Source organism: Secundilactobacillus kimchicus JCM 15530 (assembly GCF_001433995.1).
Classification (GTDB): Bacteria; Bacillota; Bacilli; order Lactobacillales; family Lactobacillaceae; genus Secundilactobacillus; species Secundilactobacillus kimchicus.
Genome location: NZ_AZCX01000002.1, coordinates 298124 through 316875, shown reverse-complemented (window position 1 = coordinate 316875; position 18752 = coordinate 298124). Strand labels below are relative to the sequence as shown.

Annotated in this window: 20 protein-coding genes, 2 tRNA genes and 1 riboswitch; of the genes, 3 read left to right on the top strand and 19 right to left on the bottom strand. The window is 46.7% G+C overall.

The window, feature by feature from the left end; all coding sequences use genetic code 11:
- Positions 1-2 precede the first annotated feature (2 nt).
- The 6 genes from FC96_RS03925 to FC96_RS03900 all read right to left on the bottom strand — a co-directional run bounded on the left by FC96_RS03925 (position 3) and on the right by FC96_RS03900 (position 5088).
- Positions 3-75, bottom strand: a tRNA-Lys gene (locus FC96_RS03925).
- A 3-nt stretch (positions 76-78) separates the two neighbouring features.
- Positions 79-151: transfer RNA gene (locus FC96_RS03920), tRNA-Val, on the bottom strand.
- A 280-nt stretch (positions 152-431) separates the two neighbouring features.
- Positions 432-1709, bottom strand: coding sequence for a serine--tRNA ligase (gene serS, locus FC96_RS03915; RefSeq protein WP_054659402.1), 1278 nt, complete (start codon positions 1707-1709; stop codon positions 432-434).
- Positions 1710-1988: 279 nt separating this feature from the next.
- Positions 1989-2627 carry a deoxynucleoside kinase gene (locus FC96_RS03910; protein WP_054659400.1) on the bottom strand — a complete coding sequence of 213 codons (639 nt, stop codon included), beginning with the start codon at positions 2625-2627 and terminating at the stop codon, positions 1989-1991.
- A 127-nt stretch (positions 2628-2754) separates the two neighbouring features.
- Positions 2755-4215: an amino acid permease gene (locus tag FC96_RS03905; protein WP_056942175.1), complete on the bottom strand. Its 1461-nt coding sequence runs from the start codon at positions 4213-4215 to the stop codon at positions 2755-2757.
- Between the two features lie 116 nt (positions 4216-4331).
- A riboswitch (Lysine riboswitch) is annotated at positions 4332-4510 on the bottom strand.
- 44 nt (positions 4511-4554) lie between these two features.
- Positions 4555-5088, bottom strand: a complete 534-nt coding sequence (locus FC96_RS03900) for a GNAT family N-acetyltransferase (RefSeq protein ID WP_054659398.1) — start codon at positions 5086-5088, stop codon at positions 4555-4557.
- Positions 5089-5172: 84 nt separating this feature from the next.
- On the opposite strand from FC96_RS03900, the gene FC96_RS03895 reads away from it, so the two are divergent.
- Complete coding sequence (locus FC96_RS03895) at positions 5173-5976, top strand: lp_1002 family arylesterase (RefSeq protein WP_054659497.1); 804 nt, start codon at positions 5173-5175, stop codon at positions 5974-5976.
- 44 nt (positions 5977-6020) lie between these two features.
- Here FC96_RS03895 and FC96_RS03890 read toward each other — a convergent pair whose 3' ends face one another.
- From FC96_RS03890 to FC96_RS03865, 6 genes are all read right to left on the bottom strand, one after another.
- Entirely contained in the window at positions 6021-6206 is a 186-nt protein-coding gene (locus FC96_RS03890; protein ID WP_054659396.1) for a PspC domain-containing protein, read from the bottom strand.
- Between the two features lie 12 nt (positions 6207-6218).
- Positions 6219-6884, bottom strand: coding sequence for a phosphatase PAP2 family protein (locus FC96_RS03885; RefSeq protein ID WP_082593250.1), 666 nt, complete (start codon positions 6882-6884; stop codon positions 6219-6221).
- Between the two features lie 105 nt (positions 6885-6989).
- Positions 6990-7466, bottom strand: coding sequence for a threonine/serine exporter family protein (locus tag FC96_RS03880; protein ID WP_056942084.1), 477 nt, complete (start codon positions 7464-7466; stop codon positions 6990-6992).
- A 10-nt stretch (positions 7467-7476) separates the two neighbouring features.
- Positions 7477-8226 (bottom strand): threonine/serine exporter family protein, encoded by a 750-nt coding sequence (locus tag FC96_RS03875; RefSeq protein WP_056942083.1) that lies wholly within the window; start codon positions 8224-8226, stop codon positions 7477-7479.
- 152 nt (positions 8227-8378) lie between these two features.
- Complete coding sequence (locus FC96_RS03870; RefSeq protein WP_056942173.1) at positions 8379-9026, bottom strand: metal-dependent transcriptional regulator; 648 nt, start codon at positions 9024-9026, stop codon at positions 8379-8381.
- Between the two features lie 16 nt (positions 9027-9042).
- Positions 9043-9954, bottom strand: coding sequence for a cation diffusion facilitator family transporter (locus tag FC96_RS03865; RefSeq protein WP_054659393.1), 912 nt, complete (start codon positions 9952-9954; stop codon positions 9043-9045).
- Between the two features lie 181 nt (positions 9955-10135).
- On the opposite strand from FC96_RS03865, the gene FC96_RS03860 reads away from it, so the two are divergent.
- A complete protein-coding gene (locus FC96_RS03860) occupies positions 10136-10606 on the top strand; it encodes a DUF2975 domain-containing protein (RefSeq protein WP_056942082.1) in 471 nt (156 codons plus the stop codon).
- A gap of 71 nt (positions 10607-10677) precedes the next feature.
- Here the strand turns inward: FC96_RS03860 and FC96_RS03855 are convergent, their stop codons facing one another.
- The 5 genes from FC96_RS03855 to FC96_RS03835 form a co-directional block, all read right to left on the bottom strand.
- Positions 10678-11220, bottom strand: coding sequence for a GNAT family N-acetyltransferase (locus FC96_RS03855; protein WP_056942081.1), 543 nt, complete (start codon positions 11218-11220; stop codon positions 10678-10680).
- Positions 11221-11670: 450 nt separating this feature from the next.
- Positions 11671-13047 (bottom strand): cytosine permease, encoded by a 1377-nt coding sequence (locus tag FC96_RS03850; RefSeq protein ID WP_056942080.1) that lies wholly within the window; start codon positions 13045-13047, stop codon positions 11671-11673.
- Entirely contained in the window at positions 13031-14335 is a 1305-nt protein-coding gene (locus tag FC96_RS03845; protein ID WP_056942079.1) for a uracil-xanthine permease family protein, read from the bottom strand. The genes FC96_RS03850 and FC96_RS03845 overlap by 17 nt, the downstream gene beginning before the upstream one ends.
- A 165-nt stretch (positions 14336-14500) precedes the next feature.
- Complete coding sequence (locus FC96_RS03840) at positions 14501-15685, bottom strand: MFS transporter (RefSeq protein ID WP_056942078.1); 1185 nt, start codon at positions 15683-15685, stop codon at positions 14501-14503.
- 24 nt (positions 15686-15709) lie between these two features.
- The gene (locus tag FC96_RS03835; RefSeq protein ID WP_054659389.1) at positions 15710-16117 is read right to left on the bottom strand and encodes a hypothetical protein; all 408 of its coding nucleotides are present in this window, start codon (positions 16115-16117) and stop codon (positions 15710-15712) included.
- A gap of 159 nt (positions 16118-16276) precedes the next feature.
- Between FC96_RS03835 and FC96_RS03830 the strand changes: the two genes are divergently transcribed.
- Positions 16277-17218 (top strand): dihydroorotate oxidase, encoded by a 942-nt coding sequence (locus tag FC96_RS03830; RefSeq protein ID WP_056942172.1) that lies wholly within the window; start codon positions 16277-16279, stop codon positions 17216-17218.
- A 92-nt stretch (positions 17219-17310) separates the two neighbouring features.
- Here the strand turns inward: FC96_RS03830 and FC96_RS03825 are convergent, their stop codons facing one another.
- Both FC96_RS03825 and FC96_RS03820 read right to left on the bottom strand, forming a co-directional pair.
- On the bottom strand, positions 17311-17901 hold the full coding sequence (locus FC96_RS03825) for a GNAT family N-acetyltransferase (protein ID WP_056942077.1): 591 nt from the start codon (positions 17899-17901) through the stop codon (positions 17311-17313).
- A 66-nt stretch (positions 17902-17967) separates the two neighbouring features.
- Entirely contained in the window at positions 17968-18723 is a 756-nt protein-coding gene (locus tag FC96_RS03820; RefSeq protein WP_056942076.1) for a DUF1003 domain-containing protein, read from the bottom strand.
- Between the last annotated feature and the right edge of the window lie 29 nt (positions 18724-18752).

Genomic DNA, 18752 nt, shown 5'->3' with positions numbered 1-18752 from the left:
AATGAGCCGTGACAGTCTCGAACTGTCGACCCTCTGATTAAAAGTCAGATGCTCTACCAACTGAGCTAACGGCTCAAATGGAGGATACAGGGCTCGAACCTGTGACCCTCTGCTTGTAAGGCAGACGCTCTCCCAACTGAGCTAATCCTCCATGTGCTCAAAAGGTGAACAATAAATGATCGACCTCTCCGAAACAACTATTATAGTTTATCATCTGGATGAAAATGTGTCAACGGTTTTTTAAAACTAAATTGAATAGTTATTCATCCGCTGCGACTCACTTCATCACTCAAAATATAATACACGAAACCAACCACAATTACTAGTGTTTTTTTCATTTTTTCGATGCTAAATCACCATTTTGACCGAATAAATAAAAACTGGTGAGCATCGAACAAGTCGATAACCACCAGTTTCTAAAGTGCTGCGAGTTAGTTTTCTTTGACGATTGTTTCTTGACCACCCATATACGGCCGTAGCGCTTCTGGAATTGTCACAGTCCCGTCGGCGTTTTGGTAGTTCTCCAAAATAGCCGCAACCGTCCGCCCAACTGCTAAGCCTGAACCATTCAACGTGTGAACGTATTGGAGCTTACCGTTTTCATCACGATACTGAATGTGAGCCCGACGCGCTTGAAAATCCGTACAATTGGAACAGCTTGAGATCTCGCGGTATCGATCCTGTTGTGGGAACCAGACTTCCAAATCGTGAGTCATAGCCGCTGTGAAGCTCATGTCCCCGGTCGTTAAGGTAATGACATGGTGGGCAAGCCCTAACTTTTTCAACAGGTCCTCAGCGTGGTTCGTCATGTGTTCAAGTTCGTCCCATGATTGTTCAGGCTTCGTAAACTTCACCATTTCAACCTTATTAAACTGGTGAAGACGAATTAAGCCACGGGTATCTCGCCCAGCACTACCAGCTTCCGACCGAAAAGCAGGTGAAAGTGCGGTGAATCGAACGGGTAACTTTTCGGTGTCAATAACGTCGTCACGGTAGTAGTTGACCAACGGTACTTCCGCCGTTGGAATCAAGGTTTCGTCAGCCTCCTTTAACGAGTAGACATCCTCCTTAAACTTCGGAAACTGGCCCGTGCCAAACATTGACTCGCTGTTCACCATGTAAGGCGGGAGGATTTCCTTGAAGCCCGCCTTTTCGTTTTCATCTAAGAAAAAGTTATACACGGCACGTTCTAAACGCGCACCTTGTCCGACATAGTATAGGAAGCGGCTACCAGAAACCTTGGCCCCTCGCTCAAAGTCTAAAATACCGAGGGTTTCGCCGATTTCCCAATGGGCCTTCGGTTCAAAGTCAAAGCTTGGTACGTCTCCCCATTTGCGAAGTTCAACGCTCCCGTCTTCCGTCAACCCGACAGGAACATTATCGTTGGGGATGTTAGGCAACCGCGATTGGGCATCCCGAACTTTTTCAGTCAAGGCTGTCAGCGTCTCATCCATCGCCTTAATATCCGTAGCGACCTGCTTCATCTCGGTGATTTTAGCACTGGCATCTTCCTTGTTTCGTTTTAACTGCGAAATTTCATCTGAGACCTGATTTCGTTGGGCCTTCATCGTCTCACTCTTAACAATCAGATCCCGGCGATCTTGGTCGAGCTGTAATAACGCATCGATTTCTGACGCATCAACGCCTCGAGTCGCCAGCTTTTCTTTGACAAAATCAGTTTCCGTTCGAATCAATTTTAAATCAAGCATAGTGAATCTCCTCTCGGTGTGCATTTTTAGATCAAAAAAAGCTTCCGCCCCAAATTGGGACGAAAGCTTCGCGGTACCACCCAAGTTTATGACCATTGTCATACCCTCTTGATCGGTAACGGGGATGAGCCGTACAGGATTAACTGTCCGCTTAGATGTATTGGAGGTTCGACGTGACGGTTTCCACTAACTCCGTCTCACTGACCGTCTACTTAAGACACATCGCGTTTGATCTTTGTTACCAACATCTTACGATACCTGACCACTAAGTGCAAGTCTTTACAGGCTGAGTTCCGTCATTTTGGCATCAATAAGTTTCAAGACGTCTTTTTGAGCATCAGGATTTTCCACAAAGTCGTACTGATCACCATCAATAACCATCTTTGGCGACTTATCATATTGTTCGTACCAGTCAAAGTACCGTTCATCTAATTCTTTATAGTAGTTGTATAGGCTCGGGTCTTGGTCCCACTGTTCGTACGACCGGCCACGCTTCTTAATTCGTTTTAGCATCGTATCAAATGAAATACTAATGTGAATCAACAGATCCGGGTTCTTTTTGTGAGGCATATCTGGCAGTTCTTCCATCATATTCTGCAGCAAAGAGTCGTAAATCTCGACTTCTGTTTGGGTCGCCCGACCCAAGTCAGCGTTCAGCTTAAACAGTAAGGAGTCTTCAAAAATGGAACGATCCAAGACCGTTTCATCATCCTGATAAGCCTCCTTAATGCTACCAAGGCGCTTGTTTAAAAAGTAAATTTGGAGCAAGAAACCATACTTTTTAGGGTTTTGGTAAAATAAGGGCAAAATTTCGTTGTCATCAACCGACTCGTAAAAAGCCGGTTTGTTTAAATGGTCAGCAAGTAAGTTCGTTAAACTGGTTTTGCCGGCCCCAATCGTTCCAGATAATACAATCATGTGTTTGTCTCCCTCACGTTTAATCAGCACAATATATTGTATCATGCTCAATTCGTTTTTCAATATGTCGTGCCACTTTTATTTGAAATGCACAAAAAAAGCGCGTTAAACCGCGCTTTCAAATCGCTTAATCATGTCGTTGTTCCGTTCGCGTCGACGAAATATCCACTTGATCAAGTGGAATCAACTTCGTTTTGTGCCGAATCTTGTAGTAAACAAACAAGACAACAAACAGTGGCACACTAAGGTACGTAATCAAAATTTGTTCCCAGTCAAAGTGAATAAATGCCCCCGTGTTTTGCCCAGCAATCACCAGCAAACACAAAATCAAGGCCAGTAATGGCCCAACCGGGAACAGCTTGGCATGGTACTTCAATTCCTTCACGTCATGACCCTGCTTAACAAAGGCCCGTCGGAAACGAAAATGTGAAATTGCAATCCCAAGCCAAGCAATAAACCCGGTCAACCCTGAGGCAGCAACTAGCCAAGTGTAGACCTCTGGCCCTGCAATACTGGTGATGAAAGCCAGTGCCCCGACAATTGTCGTTGCAACTTGAGCTCGCAGTGGCACCCCATGGCTCGTCGTGTGCTCAAAGTAGCGTGGTGCATTGCCTTGAATGGCTAACGAATAAAGCATCCGCGACGACGCATACATGCCGGAATTGGCGGCAGAAATCACAGACGTTAAAATGACGGCATTCATGACACTGGCCGCTGCAGCCAACCCAGCGCGCTGAAAGACCAGCGTGAATGGGCTAATAGCAATATCAGAAGCCTCAGAACCCAATAAATCTGGGCTCGTGTATGGAATAATACATGCAATCACAAAGATTGCCAAAATGTAAAATAGCAAAATCCGCCAGAAGACTTGGTTGATTGCCTTAGGAATGCTCTTTTCAGGCGTTGCTGATTCGCCCGCCGTAATCCCAACAAGTTCGGTTCCTTGAAACGAGAACCCAGCCACAACGAAGACGCCTAAAATGGCTGGGACACCACCAACAAACGGTGCTTTTTTATACGTGAAGTTTTCCAGACCGGTCGCATGGCCACCCATGATACCGAAAATGGTTAAAACCCCGACTACTAAAAAGACCAGCACCGTGACCACTTTGATCATGGCCATCCAATACTCTGTTTCGCCAAAGGCCTTGACCGTGAGCGCGTTGATCAAAAAGATGATGACTAAAACGGACACACTCCAAATCCAACCTGGCACATTAGGAAGCCAATACTTCATCACAATGGCAGCAGTACTAATATCGACCGCTAGCGTAATGGCCCAGTTAAACCAGTAGTTCCACCCCATGGCGAACCCGAGAGCCGGATCAACATACTTGGTCGAATAGGCAGCAAACGATCCTGAAATTGGCATGTTTGTTGCCATTTCGCCCAAACTTGTCATTAAGAAATAAACCATGAGCCCCATCGCGACGTACGCGAGTAGGCCACCACCCGGTCCAGCTGTTGAAATTGCTGAACCACTGGCCACAAATAACCCCGTCCCGATACTGCCACCTAGCGCAATCATCGAAAGGTGTCGCGTTTTGAGTTCACGCTTAACCTGATGATCCGTTGCGTTTTCTGCCATAAAAAGTTCACTCACTTTCCAAAACCTTAGTTTCCGCAACGAAGTTTCTGATACAAAAAAAGCTTTCTCGCGAGACACACCCCGAGAAAGCCACTTGATCGTCATCAGTTAGCATTATCGTAGAAAGCGCCCCGCAACTCCTTCGTTGCGACAGTCCTTGACCTATTAAGCCAAGACCCAACACCGCCTGAAATCAGTCAGACCGCATTTCGGCGAAGGCCCCTTTTACCACACCGCACCGGTTCTGATCAACCTTGCTGTGGCGACTCTTGGACTTCGCGCCTCTTCTATCAATTCCACTCTATTATAGCGAATCATAACCAGTTTGCAATTGTTTTTTCAATTTGCTTCCCATTTATAGAATAATTCTGTGACGTTTGGTAGGTAAATTGCCATTGGTGGGTGGTGGTACGTGTCCACGTATGTAAATCCCAACTTCGTCAAAACGTGTTTTGATGCGAAGTTATCCTCTAGAAAACTCGCCCAGACCGTCGTCAACTGCAGGGTTTGCTTAGCATAGGTCAAAACGGCCTGCCCTGCCTCAGTCATGTAGCCCCGGTTCCAAAACGCCGCATTAAGCATGTATCCTAATTCGCGCTCAGTCTCTGCCACATCTCCCGCCTCAGTCAAGTGATCGTACAAGCCAATGCTTCCAATCACCTTTTGGGTTCGGGTCTCAACAACAGCAAAAACTGACTGACTTCGCAACGACTGCATCAGCAGATACCGAGCCTCTTGCAGATCGCGGGCATAGTGAAAACCGGCCTTTCGAGCAGCCTCTGGATTATTCACGATTTCATAATAGTCCTCTAGGTCGGACTCTAAAAACGCTCGTAACGTCAACCGTGATGTTTGAATGACAGGCTCTAACATAGTGCTCCCTTACTTTCGTTTTTAGTCTCTCGTGCTTATAATGGAGTTGGACGATCTTTGAATTTTTTAAAATCAGGTGATATTATGCAACTCATATCAAAACGTCTAACTACCGACTCACCGGCGACACTAACAGGCTATATTCAGAATCGCAGCGATGGGCCAACCCCCAAGAATTGGCCCGCGATCATCGTCGTACCTGGGGGTTCTTACACCCATATACCACAAGCGCAGGCCGAAACGCTAGCTCTAGCCTTTAATCGACTCGGCTTTCAAAGCTTCTATCTTAATTATACGACTTTATCGGACCAATCACCGCTCCTGCCAGCACCTATCGTCGATCTCGCACGAGCTGTGACGGTCGTTAAGCAAAACGCAGCCGACTGGGCCATTGACCCCAACCAAGTCGTCATCGCTGGTTTTTCCGTTGGTGGTCACATTGTGGCGCTTTACAACGACTACTGGAACACCGATTGGCTGGCCCGCGATGCTCAGTCGACCTCGACCATCCTGCGACCCCAAGCCGTCCTCCTAGGGTATCCAGTCATCAGTCCCCAGTTGGGTTTCCCAAAAGACGCCGAAACGATTGCAAAATGGACGGATACTCCAGAACGGTTTGCCGCCGAAAAACACGTTTCTAAAACGAATCGACCAACCTTTGCCTGGGGAACGGTAGACGATCCAATCGTGCCAGCCGTAAATACTGGCGCGTATACAGCTGCTCTTGCCACGGCCGGCGTTGATGTCGAGGCTCATTTCTTTCACCATGGACCCCACGGCCTTGCGTTAGCAGATGCCACGACAGCTTGGGACGCAACCTCAAACAACCCCCACGTTGCCCACTGGATGACTTTATTTAGTGAATGGTACGCAGACCTTCAATCCTAATTTCAAAAAGCGTTGACCGGTTGAATCGGTCAACGCTTTTTTCGTTAGTCGTTAGGCATGACCACTAGTGCAACCAGGTAAACTAGCGCACCGGGGGCAATTCCCGTAAAAATGGTCAGGGCTGCATAACCAATTCGAACGATTGTTGGGTCCCAACCAAAATAATTTGCAAGGCCACCAAGCACACCTGCAATCATCTTATCCGAAGATTTAACCAGTCGCTTTTGCATTTGAACCACTCCTTAGATAATGGAATTTTTAACAAATGATACCTGTTTTAGCCGGGGAGCAAGACTGACGTAAAGATACTCACAGACCTGAATCCAAGCGTAGCCCAACAACATTGCGGCCACCGTATCGCTTGGAAAATGAGCACCCATATAGACCCTTGAGAAAGCGACGAGTAATACCCAAATCATCAGTATCGCCCGTAACAGGATCAGCTGCCAGTACTTTTTAACTCGGGGCAGCACCAGTAACCAGATCATGGCAACCAGTAAGAACATTCCAAACACGTGGCCGCTTGGAAAGCTAAACCCATCGTCAGCGGCTAAATGGCCGATGGGCCGGGCCCGACCCACGAGATGCTTAACAATAAACGCCACAACGTCACCACTGATCATGACCCCGATGGCCCACAGCGCTGGAATCTTGTACTTAAATCCCCAGAGAAAAAACGCTAACACTAAGACCCAAACGATATCTAGGGTTGGACTGGCAAGCGTGGTAATCAAGTGGAAAAGACCATCTTTTAGGCCCGTTTGCGTTTTTTGAGCAAGCTGAATCCCTAAATCATCCACTACCAGTAACAAACTTGAACCTTGCATCACTGCGATAGCGAGAAAAACAAATAGCCCTCCGCTCAGCAGCAGTCGAAACGGTCGATCCCGTTCAGACACAATCATCATGTTGAATCCTCCCAATTGTAAAACTACAGTCACGCTGTAGTTTCGAGTATAGCATAGTTTATTTTACCGTATCTTGTGACCAGCGAAAAGTCTCTAGGTTGGGGCTTAATACCGTTTGATGTCACGGTCACTTGCTTTCCGCCGACTGGCCAGCCAGTCTAACAACTTTTGTTGTAACCGGATAAATAATTCTGCCAGTAAAAAGCCAAAGGCAATAGCACCTGCAATTTCGATTACTTGAAACAAAAAACTAAAGGCAACCGTGTTATCCGCTAAGGCAAAGTTTTTAACCATTTGATAGGCCTGGCCTCCTGGAACGAACGGTACCAGCGCTGGAATATTGAAAATAATCACAGGCATCTTGAGCCACTTCGCGGCCTGCATACTTAAGACCCCGATTAACACGGCACCGACTAAATTAGCTGTTACGAGGCCACTATGAGCCATCATCAATAGCTTGTACGCCAAAAAGCTGAGGGTTCCAATAAGCCCGGCCATGTTCAATGCTCGGTGTGGCAAGTTTAACAAGACACCAAACGCTACCGTTGCAATGTAGGTGAATAACAAATCAATTATTAGCATCGTCATCACCTCACAAAATTTGCAACATCATTGCGATGCCGGACCCAATAGCGATGGCACTCATTAGCGCCTCCACCCCCCGGGCAATGCCGCTAACAAGGTCGCCAGCCAAAATATCGCGCACAGCATTCGTCAAAGGAACCCCAGGAACTAACGGCATAACAGATCCAATGATGATGTCATCCATCGAGTGACCGAACTGGTACTTAACCGCCAGAATAGCTAGCAGACCAATGGCAACTGACCCAAGAAATTCGCTTAAAAAGCGAACTTTGACCAACTGGTTAATGCCAAAATAAACTAACCAACCGACCATTCCGATGATACAAGTGATCCAAAAGTCCGGCGGATTAGCTCGAAAAACCACTTCAAGGGTCCCGCTGACTAATGCCGCCGATAATGCCTGAACCCAAACCGGGAAATAGGCGCTATGGTGCTCGAGATAGTCCAATTGATCACTAAACGCTTCGAGATCAATAGCCTCGGCAGCAAATTTCCGGGACAAATCATTGACTTGCGCTATTTTTTCTAAGTCTAAGGTCCGCGTTGAGATCGGCTCAATTTGGGCTTCCCCCCGGTCTGAGATCGACATCATAATGCCTGTGATCGTGACGTAGACCTTACTGTTGGGAAACCCTGCATTTTGCGCGATTCGGTTAATTGTGTCTTCTACTCGCGAGACTTCAGAACCGTTTTCAATCATGATTCGGCCCGCCTGAAGGGCTGTTTTTAGCGTCAAGTTTCCCTTGCTGGTCGTCACATCATCCACTTCTTTCCCGACTTATCTTGTCTAAATTATAGCTTAGCTGAACGCGTTTGGCACGTGTTCTTTCAAGCCAGAAGCCAAAAAAAGACGCCCCGCTTTGATAGCTTAACAGCCACCAAAACGCGGCGTCTTCATTTTAACAGCCACTACTTAACGAAAATATAGTGAGCGGCTTTGTAACCAATACTGAGTTCAGAATCGTCCGTCAAGTTTTCAACAAGAATGGGACCCTCAAACGAATCGTGCTTGATGACTTGCAATTGATCGCCTAAGTCTAACTTGATATCACCCAAATAATTTAAAAGGTCCCGATTATCAATAAACCGGTCAACAACGACCGTTTCGCCGTCTTTAACGTCATTTAAAATCCGGTGACTATCTTCTTCGTAGTGCCCATTGCGGTCTGGAATAACCCCGCCATGAGGGCACCGCTTGGGATGGCCCAGCAAATCGTCCAGCGCGTTTAACAACTTGGTACTCGTCACGTGTTCCAGCTTTTCCGCATCATCGTCAATATCAGGTAACGCATACTTGAGTTCACTGACCAAAAACGTCTCCCAGATTCGGTGCTTTCGGACAAGCTCAACCGCTAGCTTTGCACCAGTCTCTGTTAACGAGATGCCCGCATACGGTTCATGTTCAACAAGCCCTTCTGCCGCCATTTTCGTCACCATCTCGGTCACGGAACCCGCTGCAATGTCCAAGCTGATGGCAATTTGTTTATTTGATACTTTTTGAGACCCACCACCAATCTCAAATATTAATTTTAAATAATCCTCTTTCATGGGCGTCATGATTGTTTCCACCTCGTTAATGTTCGTGTTGTTCGTGAAGCTCTGAATCATTGCAGATCAGTTCCTCATCATGACCACGCAAGTCCTCAGCTTGAATCGTTACGTGATACACGTGGTACTTTTCCTTTAAAACATGTTCAATCTGGCGATACAATCTCTCTGCTTCACTTAGCTTCATATCGTCCATATTGACGTGAACCGACAAAACAATCCGGTTTTCATCCATCATCCACGCGTGTAAATGGTGAACGTTCGTGATGCCTGGAATGGCCTTTAAGTCGGCCTTGATTGCGTCATAATCAATGTCCGGCGCGCCCTGCATCAAAATCTGAATAGCGTGGCGAATAATAGGCCAAGACTCAAACATGATATATCCAGCAACTAAAACCGTAATGATGGGGTCCACAATTGTTATATTGTACCACTCTATCAGCAATGCCCCAATAATGACCCCAAATGACGACAAAGTATCGCTTAATAAGTGAAGGTAAGTCGCCTTCATGTTCATATTATGCTTGGAACCCCGGTGCATCATCACCGTTGAAATTAAATTGGCTAACAACCCGATCACTGCGACCGTCAACATTAACCCACCATCGATGGATTCTGGCTGTGACAATCGTCGCACCGCTTCCACGATTAAGAAGAGTGAAACGACAATCAACAGCGTCGCATTTAACAGCGCCGCTAAAATCTGCGCCCGACCGTACCCAAACGTATTCCGTTCATCCTCGGTGCGCTGACTAATTCGGTGCGCGACGTAGCCGATTAAAATTGAAAAGGTGTCACCCAAGTTATGAAAAGCATCTGATAGCAATGATAAACTACCAGAAAAGAGGCCCCCTAGTATTTCAACAACTGTAATCCCCGCATTTAGCAGCGTTACCACGAAGAAACGCCGCCCTGAAAGTTGATTCTTTTCGGCCATTCTTGCCACCCCTTTACCTCTCCATTATCGCATGTTTGCATCCATTTTTAAATAATGTTTGCACATAAGAATCATCTTTTTTGGTTAGCCAAAAAATAAACCCTAAAATATTACAATTCCGCCAGTCATCTAGGCTTTTTGGGGTGGCGATGTTATGATATTGCCAAATGGGGGGCATGCTATGAAAAGTCGGATGATGAAATTAGTCAGCTTAATCGCGTGTGTCAGCCTCATGGCAGTTGGCGGTTTGACCACTCACAGTCTGTGGCAAGTGGCTGCGCGGACAGGAACGCACCGGCTAGTATCACAGGCCCTGTTAGTTGGCGGCCTCGTTTTACTAGTCTGTGGCACCCTCTTTTGCACCATTCAAGTTTGGCGCTTATTTTCAATCGTTAACCTTGAAACCACGTTTCGCTATCAAACACTCACTGTGCTCAACTGGCTGAAACGCGGTGCGCTTGTCATGACCGCGGGACTACTCGTTGATTGGTGGCCCGTGTACATCGTTGCCGATAAAACTGACGCACCCGGGATGATTTTAATACTCGTTATCGTCACCATCCTAGTCGGATCTATCTCAGTGCTGGCAGCCATTTTTCAAGATGTTTTGATTACCTCACATATTCTAAGCCGCGATTCAGGTGAGCATTAAACCGCTGGAACGCAGCCTAAAAAAGACCAATCCAGCCGGATTTTCCCGGTGAGATTGGTCTTTTTTAAACGTTATTCAACGTGTGCTGGCACTTGTTGGTGATTGTATTTTTCATAAGCAAAATCCGTGACGTTCTCACCGTCGGTCATGACTTGAACATGGCCCGTTTCAGTGAAACCCATTTTTTTGATCACGTGTTGCATTCCCTTGTTTTGCGGGTGGGTATCAATTCGAATACCGTCTACCGTGGCCGCTTTGTCAATTTCGGCAAACATGGCATCAAACAGTTTACCTGATAGTCCCTGACCACGGTGCTTTGCGGAAACCGCGACCCGGTGGATGGAAACGTAATGGTCGTCCTTCGTTAACCATTCGCCATCAATGCCCGTGTAACTCTTATCAGGCGCGGGGATCACAGCCGCCGTTCCTAACACTTCATTATGGTCTACCAGGACCATCGTATGGCCGTTTTGAATATCGTCGACTAAGACTTTTGTATCCGGATAGTTGCCCTGCCATTGATCAATATTTTGGGCCCTTAACAGCTCCTTACCATCCTGGATAATCGTTTCAATTTGTGGTAAGTCTCTCATTTCAGCTCGACGTAAATACATCTGCAATCCCTCCCTGTTTTTTTTAGAAGATTTTGCAATATTAACACCATTTATAAGGATTGCCTACAAAAATATATCAGTTTTTTGATAACATTTTCATGACAAATATTCTCATTTTTGGTCCTTTAAATTCAACGTTTGAAAGCGTTTTTGGTCGTTTTTCTCATAATAAAAAGCAGCCGAGAACTTTCCAAACTCGGCTGCTCCTGATAGTAGAACTCATCGGCGAAGAGAAAATCAATTTCTTAATTTTCCGTTACCCGTCATTCAGATACGATTACTGATCCAGCTTGCGCCGGATACTCAAAGCGCATTGAAGCGCCATTCATAGGCGTGATTGAATCAAGTCAATGTCTAGCGACTAAGACGTCCGCCACCCCATCGATGAAGTGGCATCGAAAGTTTTTCAAGGCCGATAAGCACTAAACTACTACCACATTCAGTGTACCATTAACGATTTGCTTTTGCTTGATTTTGAATCACCGTCATTCCAATGTAGTACAACGCCATACTGAGTAAAATAGTAATGAAGGTTGACCCGACCGTGTCAGCAATAAACGCAACGTGTTTTAAGCCAAGGTATGCGATGACAGAAACGAACCAAACACCCAACGCCATCCAATTGAACCCTTGCCGGTACCAGTACGGACCGGTTGGATCGCCGAAGGCTGATAGTTGATACTGGCGCTTTTTAATCACAAAGAAGTCGACTAGAAAGACCCCGATCTCGGGACCTAATACCATCCCAATACCATCCAAGAAAGCGGTAAAAACGGTCAAAAATGACGCCGCAATAATCGGGACAAAAGTGACGATTGTGGCCACGATAGTTACAATCCACAAGCTAACTTTCAGGTTCAACCGGTGGGTCATATTAGTCAGTGCGGAACCAGCTGACATTAGGTTAACGGCGTTGGCCGTGGTACTGGTCAAAACAATCACGACCATCGCTAAAGCGCCCAAACCAAGCCGGCTAGCAATGGTGCTCGGATCAGAATTATTAGGGTCAAAATGGCGAAGGGTAATCGCTGTTCCAATCGTGGCCACGACCCCAATAAAGGCGAACCATAACAAACCAAGGTTAGCGCCCCAAAAAGCCGCCCCAGTAGCATTTTGCCGGCGACTTGTAAACCGCGAGAAATCGCTGCCAGCTGTAACCCAGGCAAGACTAAACGCTGCCAATACATCCATGGCAGCCCCTGGTGTCATTGCTAGTGAATGCGGCGGTCGCCAAGCCAAAATTTGGTGAAACGAAACTGTTTTAAAAACAACAATCGTCTCCCAGATGACGAAAACAAATACCAGGACGATTCCAACCCGTTCAATGAGTTGAACAGATCGTTGGCCGACCGAAACACTCAGCAAATGAAAAACGCTCATAATCAAGATACCCACGATGAGCCCAAAAACACCGCCTCTGTGCCCAAAAACTGGCCAACCAAAGAGGTCGTTAAATAAATAACTCATGGACTGCGCTGCAATAAACGTATTAACGGCTGCCCAACCTATAAACTGCACCAGGTTAATCAAAGAAGGCAACCAACTCCCCCGAATTCCAAATGAAGCCCGGGTGAGGGTCATTGCGGGTAAACCTGTTTTATACCCCATATAACTTGCAGCAGCTAATAATAGATAGGCTAAAATTCCAGAAATTATGAGGGTGGTAGACGCCGTCATAAACCCGCAAGCGGCAATGACCCCGCCAATATACCACGTCCCGTTGTTAGCGTTGGCGCCCACCCAAGTGGCAAACATATCCCAGTAGGACATGTGACGCCGCGTCATCGGAATGGCCTCAACCCGTCCTAACTTACTCGTCTGTGCCATCGGTGACCTCCTCATTTGATGCGTGTTTTGGTAGTAATAAGTTCATGGCAATTCCTAAAACGGTCACAACGGACAAGCCCGAAAAGGTTAATCCCCAAATTTGAAGGCTGGCGTTGCCAATACCAATCACCAGAATGGTTGCGGCAATCATCAGGTTGCGCTTTTCATTAAAGTCAACGTGGTTATCCACCAACACCCGCATCCCGCTTGAGGCAATAACCCCGAATAGTAGAAAACTGACACCACCAATGACCGGTGATGGGATACTTTCAATTAAAGCACTCAGTTTACCAACGAATGAAAAAATAATTGCAAATAGTCCGGCCCCACCAAGCATATAAACGGAATGCACCCGGGTAATTGCCAGAACACCGATGTTTTCACCATAACTAGTAATCGGCGGTCCACCGACAAAGCTGGCAATCATTGAAGCTGTCCCGTCCCCGGCTAGCGTGTGCGTTAACCCTGGGTCCTTGAAAAAGTTACGGTGGGTCAGCTTATTGAGGACCATGATATGACCCATATGTTCTGTCATGGTCACAAAAGCAATCGGCGCCATGCTCAAAATGGCGTCAAGATGAAGGCCAATCGGATACGTGACACCGGGAATTTGGAAAGCCGGCACCTTAAACCACGGTGCGGCAGCAACGGGCGCTAGGTCGACGACCCCTGCCAAAACGGCAATCAAATAACCAAAAACAATTCCCAACAAGATTGGAATCAATCCCAGAAAGCCGCGCAAAAACATATTAAAAATAATGGTGATCAATAACGTTGCGATGGCGATCCCAAACGACAACAAGCTGTAGTGATGATTCACTATTGTGGCATTCGTCGCAGCACTCCCAGCTAACGATAATCCAATCACCATGATGATTGGTCCCACCACAATTGGTGGCAAGGCCTTATCAATCCAGTCCGAACCAATGAAGGCCACTAAAAGGCTGACAAGTAAATAGACCAGTCCAACCGCCAGCGTTCCTTGAGCAATAGCTGGATAACCGCCCGCCTTCATCAAACTTTGCATCACCACGATAAACGAAAAACTCGAGCCCATGTATGCTGGAATTTTCCCCTTCGTAATCAAAATGTACATTAACGTCCCGACCCCAGAACTGAACAACGCAATTCCAGGATTTAACCCGACCAAAATCGGCACCAGAACAGTTGAACCAAACATTGAAAATAAGTGCTGAATCGACAGTCCAACCCACTGCCCAAATTTGGGCTTTTCCCAAATATCTAAAACCGCATCCGGATTACGGTAACGTGGTTGCTTACTTGCCATGGCAATCGCCCTCCTAACGAAAAACACCTCATTGCCCGTGGGCACAGAGGTGTCTAGTCGGTGGTCAAATTTCGCCACACGTTAAACGACGCCTTGTTAGCCTCACGGGACTAAGTTAAAGGTTCTCAATAATTATTTAAATTGTAGCGGAGCCAGTCGGGACTGTCAACTCTTAATCGAACCAGAAAAAAAGCGGTGAAAACCAAACAATCCAGCTACCAAGGTCAGACCAATGACGGTTAATGTCGCATTTTGAGTGATGTCAGTTAAAAATCCAAAGCCAAAGGAGCCAATTGGCTGGAACCCATCCAGTGCAATGAACCAGATGCCAAATATCCGGCCCAAATACTGGTTTTCCGTCAAGTCCTGGGTCAACGTGAAAGCTCGAATATTAAACGAGGCCATTGCATAACCGTAAACAACAGCAAAAACTAACAAAACGGGATACACCTGCCAAATTCCGGCAATGATAGCCGCACCAGCAGCCACAAGCAAATCTTGATAATTGGCCGTTCTGGACGCTGGCCGGTGGCTCACCGTCAAGCGAAGCCCGCCTAAAATGCCCCCTAATGCTAGGCCGGTCAGTAAGTAACTATACAATTGGGCGTCCCCACCGTAGAAATGGGTGACAACAAACGGCAAAACCAGCCGAACCGCTGCAAACAACACGTTAGCAAAGCCACTCAAAATAACATTTTCAACCAGCACAGGATGCTGAAAAACGTAGTGGAAACCAGATCGTAAACTCTCTAATAAACTCAATCGGTGATCACTAACCCGTTTGGACTGGTACTTTAAGCTAACCAATAAACCAAACGATAATAAAAACGAACTCCCGTTAAGTAGCAGAAAAGTCCGAAAATCAATCCAGTTAATCGTCAGCAATAGGCCACCAAGGAGCGGCGTCACAATGTCGGCCAGGTTTAACGTTGTATTGGATAACGCATTAAACCGCTGCAACGCACTCGGCGCCAGTAATTCTGGCACAATGGCCTTAGCGGCGGGAAAACTAAACGCAATCCCGGTGTCCAGTCCAGCCGTCAGTAATAACAATTGCCAGGTCGCAGGATTTTCCGGATCAATGATCAGTGCAAATCCAAAACACGACAATAAGCAGACCAGCTCCGAAGCTAGCAAAATGTGCTTGCGGTTGAAATTATCCACCAAAACGCCACATAAAAGGTCGCCAACAACCAAAACAAGGCCACCGAATCCCTCGACAATCCCAAGAATTACCGTGCTCCCAGTGGCCTTAACAACAAACCAATTAAGCGCAAATAAGTACAAAGAGTCGCCGACCCGCGAAATAAACGGTGAGAGAAAAAGTGGCCAGTTAAATCGGCTTTTCATCACTCATTGCGCTTCCTTTCTCAGTTAATCCGTAATTTGCCGCCAAGCCCCCTCGTCAGCCCGGGAAATATCCGTTAAAAATTTAAAAACCCGGACCGCCCGCTTGTCCTTGTGGGTGTTCAACAGGTTTAGCCCCGCCCCAGTCGTCATCGGCGTCCCCAACGCAAGCTGTTTTTCTTGACGAGTCCCCTCAGCAAAAGCGACCACCATGTCGCCCGTTTCGATCGTTGTGAACAGGAAAAACAGGCTAAAGTCGTCGTCATCTTGTAAATACGCTGGCATGGCCCAAATTCCTGGCCGAAGTTCGCGTAACTCACTATTTTCAAACCGATAGTCCAAATGGTTTTGTTCGGTAATAGGATCTTTCAGAAACAACATTAATTTTTCGAGCTGACTATCACCTAAGTGCAGCGCGGATGAATCCTCTGCCATAACAAGGCCTCCTTCAATTCTTTCAAGCTATTGTACCAAGTATATCCAACCACGTCACGGCAGAATTAGGTTGACGAAATTCACTTTGACGGGTAAAGTATCCCTAAACAAAATGACTTTGATTCACAAAATAACCTCAGACAGGGAGCTGACTTTTTGATGATATCACTAAGCACAAGCATTGCTGGCCACACATTTCCAGCGTGCACAATGAACGCAGCGGGGATTCGCTGCGCCACGACTGACGACCTAGACAACTTGATTACCTCAAATGCGGGCGCATACGTCACAAAGAGTGCGACCCCGGACCCGCGAGTGGGGAATCCGAGTCCCCGAATGAAGGGTCTCCCCAATGGCAGCATTAATGCCATGGGCTTGCCTAATCACGGGTTAGACTACTACTTGGACTACGTGTTAGCCGATCAAAAAAAGCGCCCAGATAGGATGAATTTCCTATCAGTGGCCGGCATCACTCTTGATGATAATCTTCAAATGCTTCACACCATTCAAGACAGTGCCTTTAACGGGTTCACTGAACTGAATTTATCATGTCCTAACGTGCCTGGTAAACCCCAGGTTGGCTACGATTTTGGGCGGGTTCAGGAGGTCCTCACCGCCGTCTTTGACTTCTTTACGAAGCCTTTGGGTGTTAAGTTACCCCCCTACTTTGACATGGCCCACTTCGACCAGATAGCCGCTATTTTGAACCGCTACCCCTTAGCATTTGTTAACACGATCAATAGTGTGGGAAACGGTTTGGTTATTAATGCTGAAACAGAAACCGCTGTTCTAAAACCTAAGGGCGGGTTTGGCGGGATTGGTGGAGCCAGCATTAAGCCCATCGCCCTAGCTAATGTTCGAGCACTTCGTCTCCGTTTGAATCCCACGATTGCCATCATTGGAACGGGCGGCGTGGTCAACGGCCAAGATGTCTTTGAACACCTCTTATGTGGTGCTGACATGGTTCAGATTGGCTCCAAGTTTGGATTTGAAGGGACCCCGCTCTTTGACCGGCTGAATCAAGAACTCAGCGCGATAATGGCGACCAAAGGCTATACAAGCATTGCTGACTTCAAAGGCAAACTAAAAACCTTGGATTAAAGTATTTATAGCGAATAAGACGACTAAAAAACGGTGTCTGCCGCAACCCAAACTGGTTGCAGTGACACCGTTTTACGTTATCATTATCAATTTTAAGCTTGAGCTAGAGCTGGCTCCAGGACATCCCGTTGCATATGGTAATAGGCGTGGTCCCCAATCATTCGGGTTCCCACCACCTGATAACCATTTCTAGCATACAATTTCATGGCCCCTGGATTATCAAAGTCCACGTTGAGGCCAATGACTTTTTCATCATTTTTGGCGGCAACTTTTGGCAGTGCATTTAACAACTGTCGGCCAACCCCATGGCCCTGATAATCTGGTGAAACCGCTATAGAATCTAAATACCATTCATTGCCATCCGTTTCGGATTCTGCTTCAAATGGTTGGTCAAAAGCCGCGCTCTTATCTGAAAGCCGACGCAGGACTTCATCAACCCGATCTTCGTTTTCGCCGGGGTACCCGAAGGCGACCCCGACAACTTGGCCATCGGCCTCGGCCACCACGGTGTTTGCGATTCCGGACAAGTAAGCACGAGTCCGGTACGCCATCGCGATGACCTTCTCTAAATCGGGTTCGGGAACGTCTTCCAGTTCCTCAAGTTGCATTTCGTCAAAAATCAAATTAATTAAAGGGGCTATCTGGGGGGCGTCCTCAGATTTGGCCTCACGTAAAACAATCACAAAAAATCCTCCATTCGTGTTAAGGAAGAGGATACCGAAGTCCGCGCAATTTGTCAAAAAAAGACACTACTTTTCGTGTGACCCCGCTTCAGTTTTTTCCTGCCAATCGCGCAGTTCATTGAGCTCATGACGCATTTCACCCATAATTTCAAGTTGCAACTTGGCAATTTCAAGAGAGTGGGGAATTTGGTTTTGTGATAAGTGGTCCAACTTGGCGTGTAAAATACGTAACTCATGTTCGGACTTCAGATTGACGTGATAGTCATTTTCAGCGTCCATTCGATCCCGATCGGCCGCCCGGTTTTGACTCATCATAATGATTGGCGCTTGAAGAGCCGCAATACAACTCAAACATAGATTGAGCAGGATAAACGGATAAGGATCAAACTTGATTCCGAATAACTGCAACCCATTAATGATCATCCAAGCAACTAAGAAAAATGAAAACGACCCAATGAATCCCCAACTTCCACCAAACCGAGCGACAGAATCTGAAATTCGTTGACCCATGGTGAGGCTTTTACTCAGTGTTTGGTTAACATCGGTAATTTCGTAATCATCGCTCTGTAAGGCCCGAGTCAGCTTTCGGTCAATTTTTTGACTTTGCTTCAAATCAGCATTAATCATCGCATCCACACTATCAAGTCGGTACTTTAATAAATGGTGACTGCAAATAAAATCGGTGTTTTTAGCCCGGGGATAATCCCGCTTGATCCGGTTCCGGACCGGTTGGGCCAAATCCTTTAGATATAAACCCTCGTCAATGGTAAACGATGCACCATCCACCAGACACGTGACGCGATTGGTTGTTTCCAAGGTCATCCCTCCTCAATTTTCTAACAGTTTCTAGT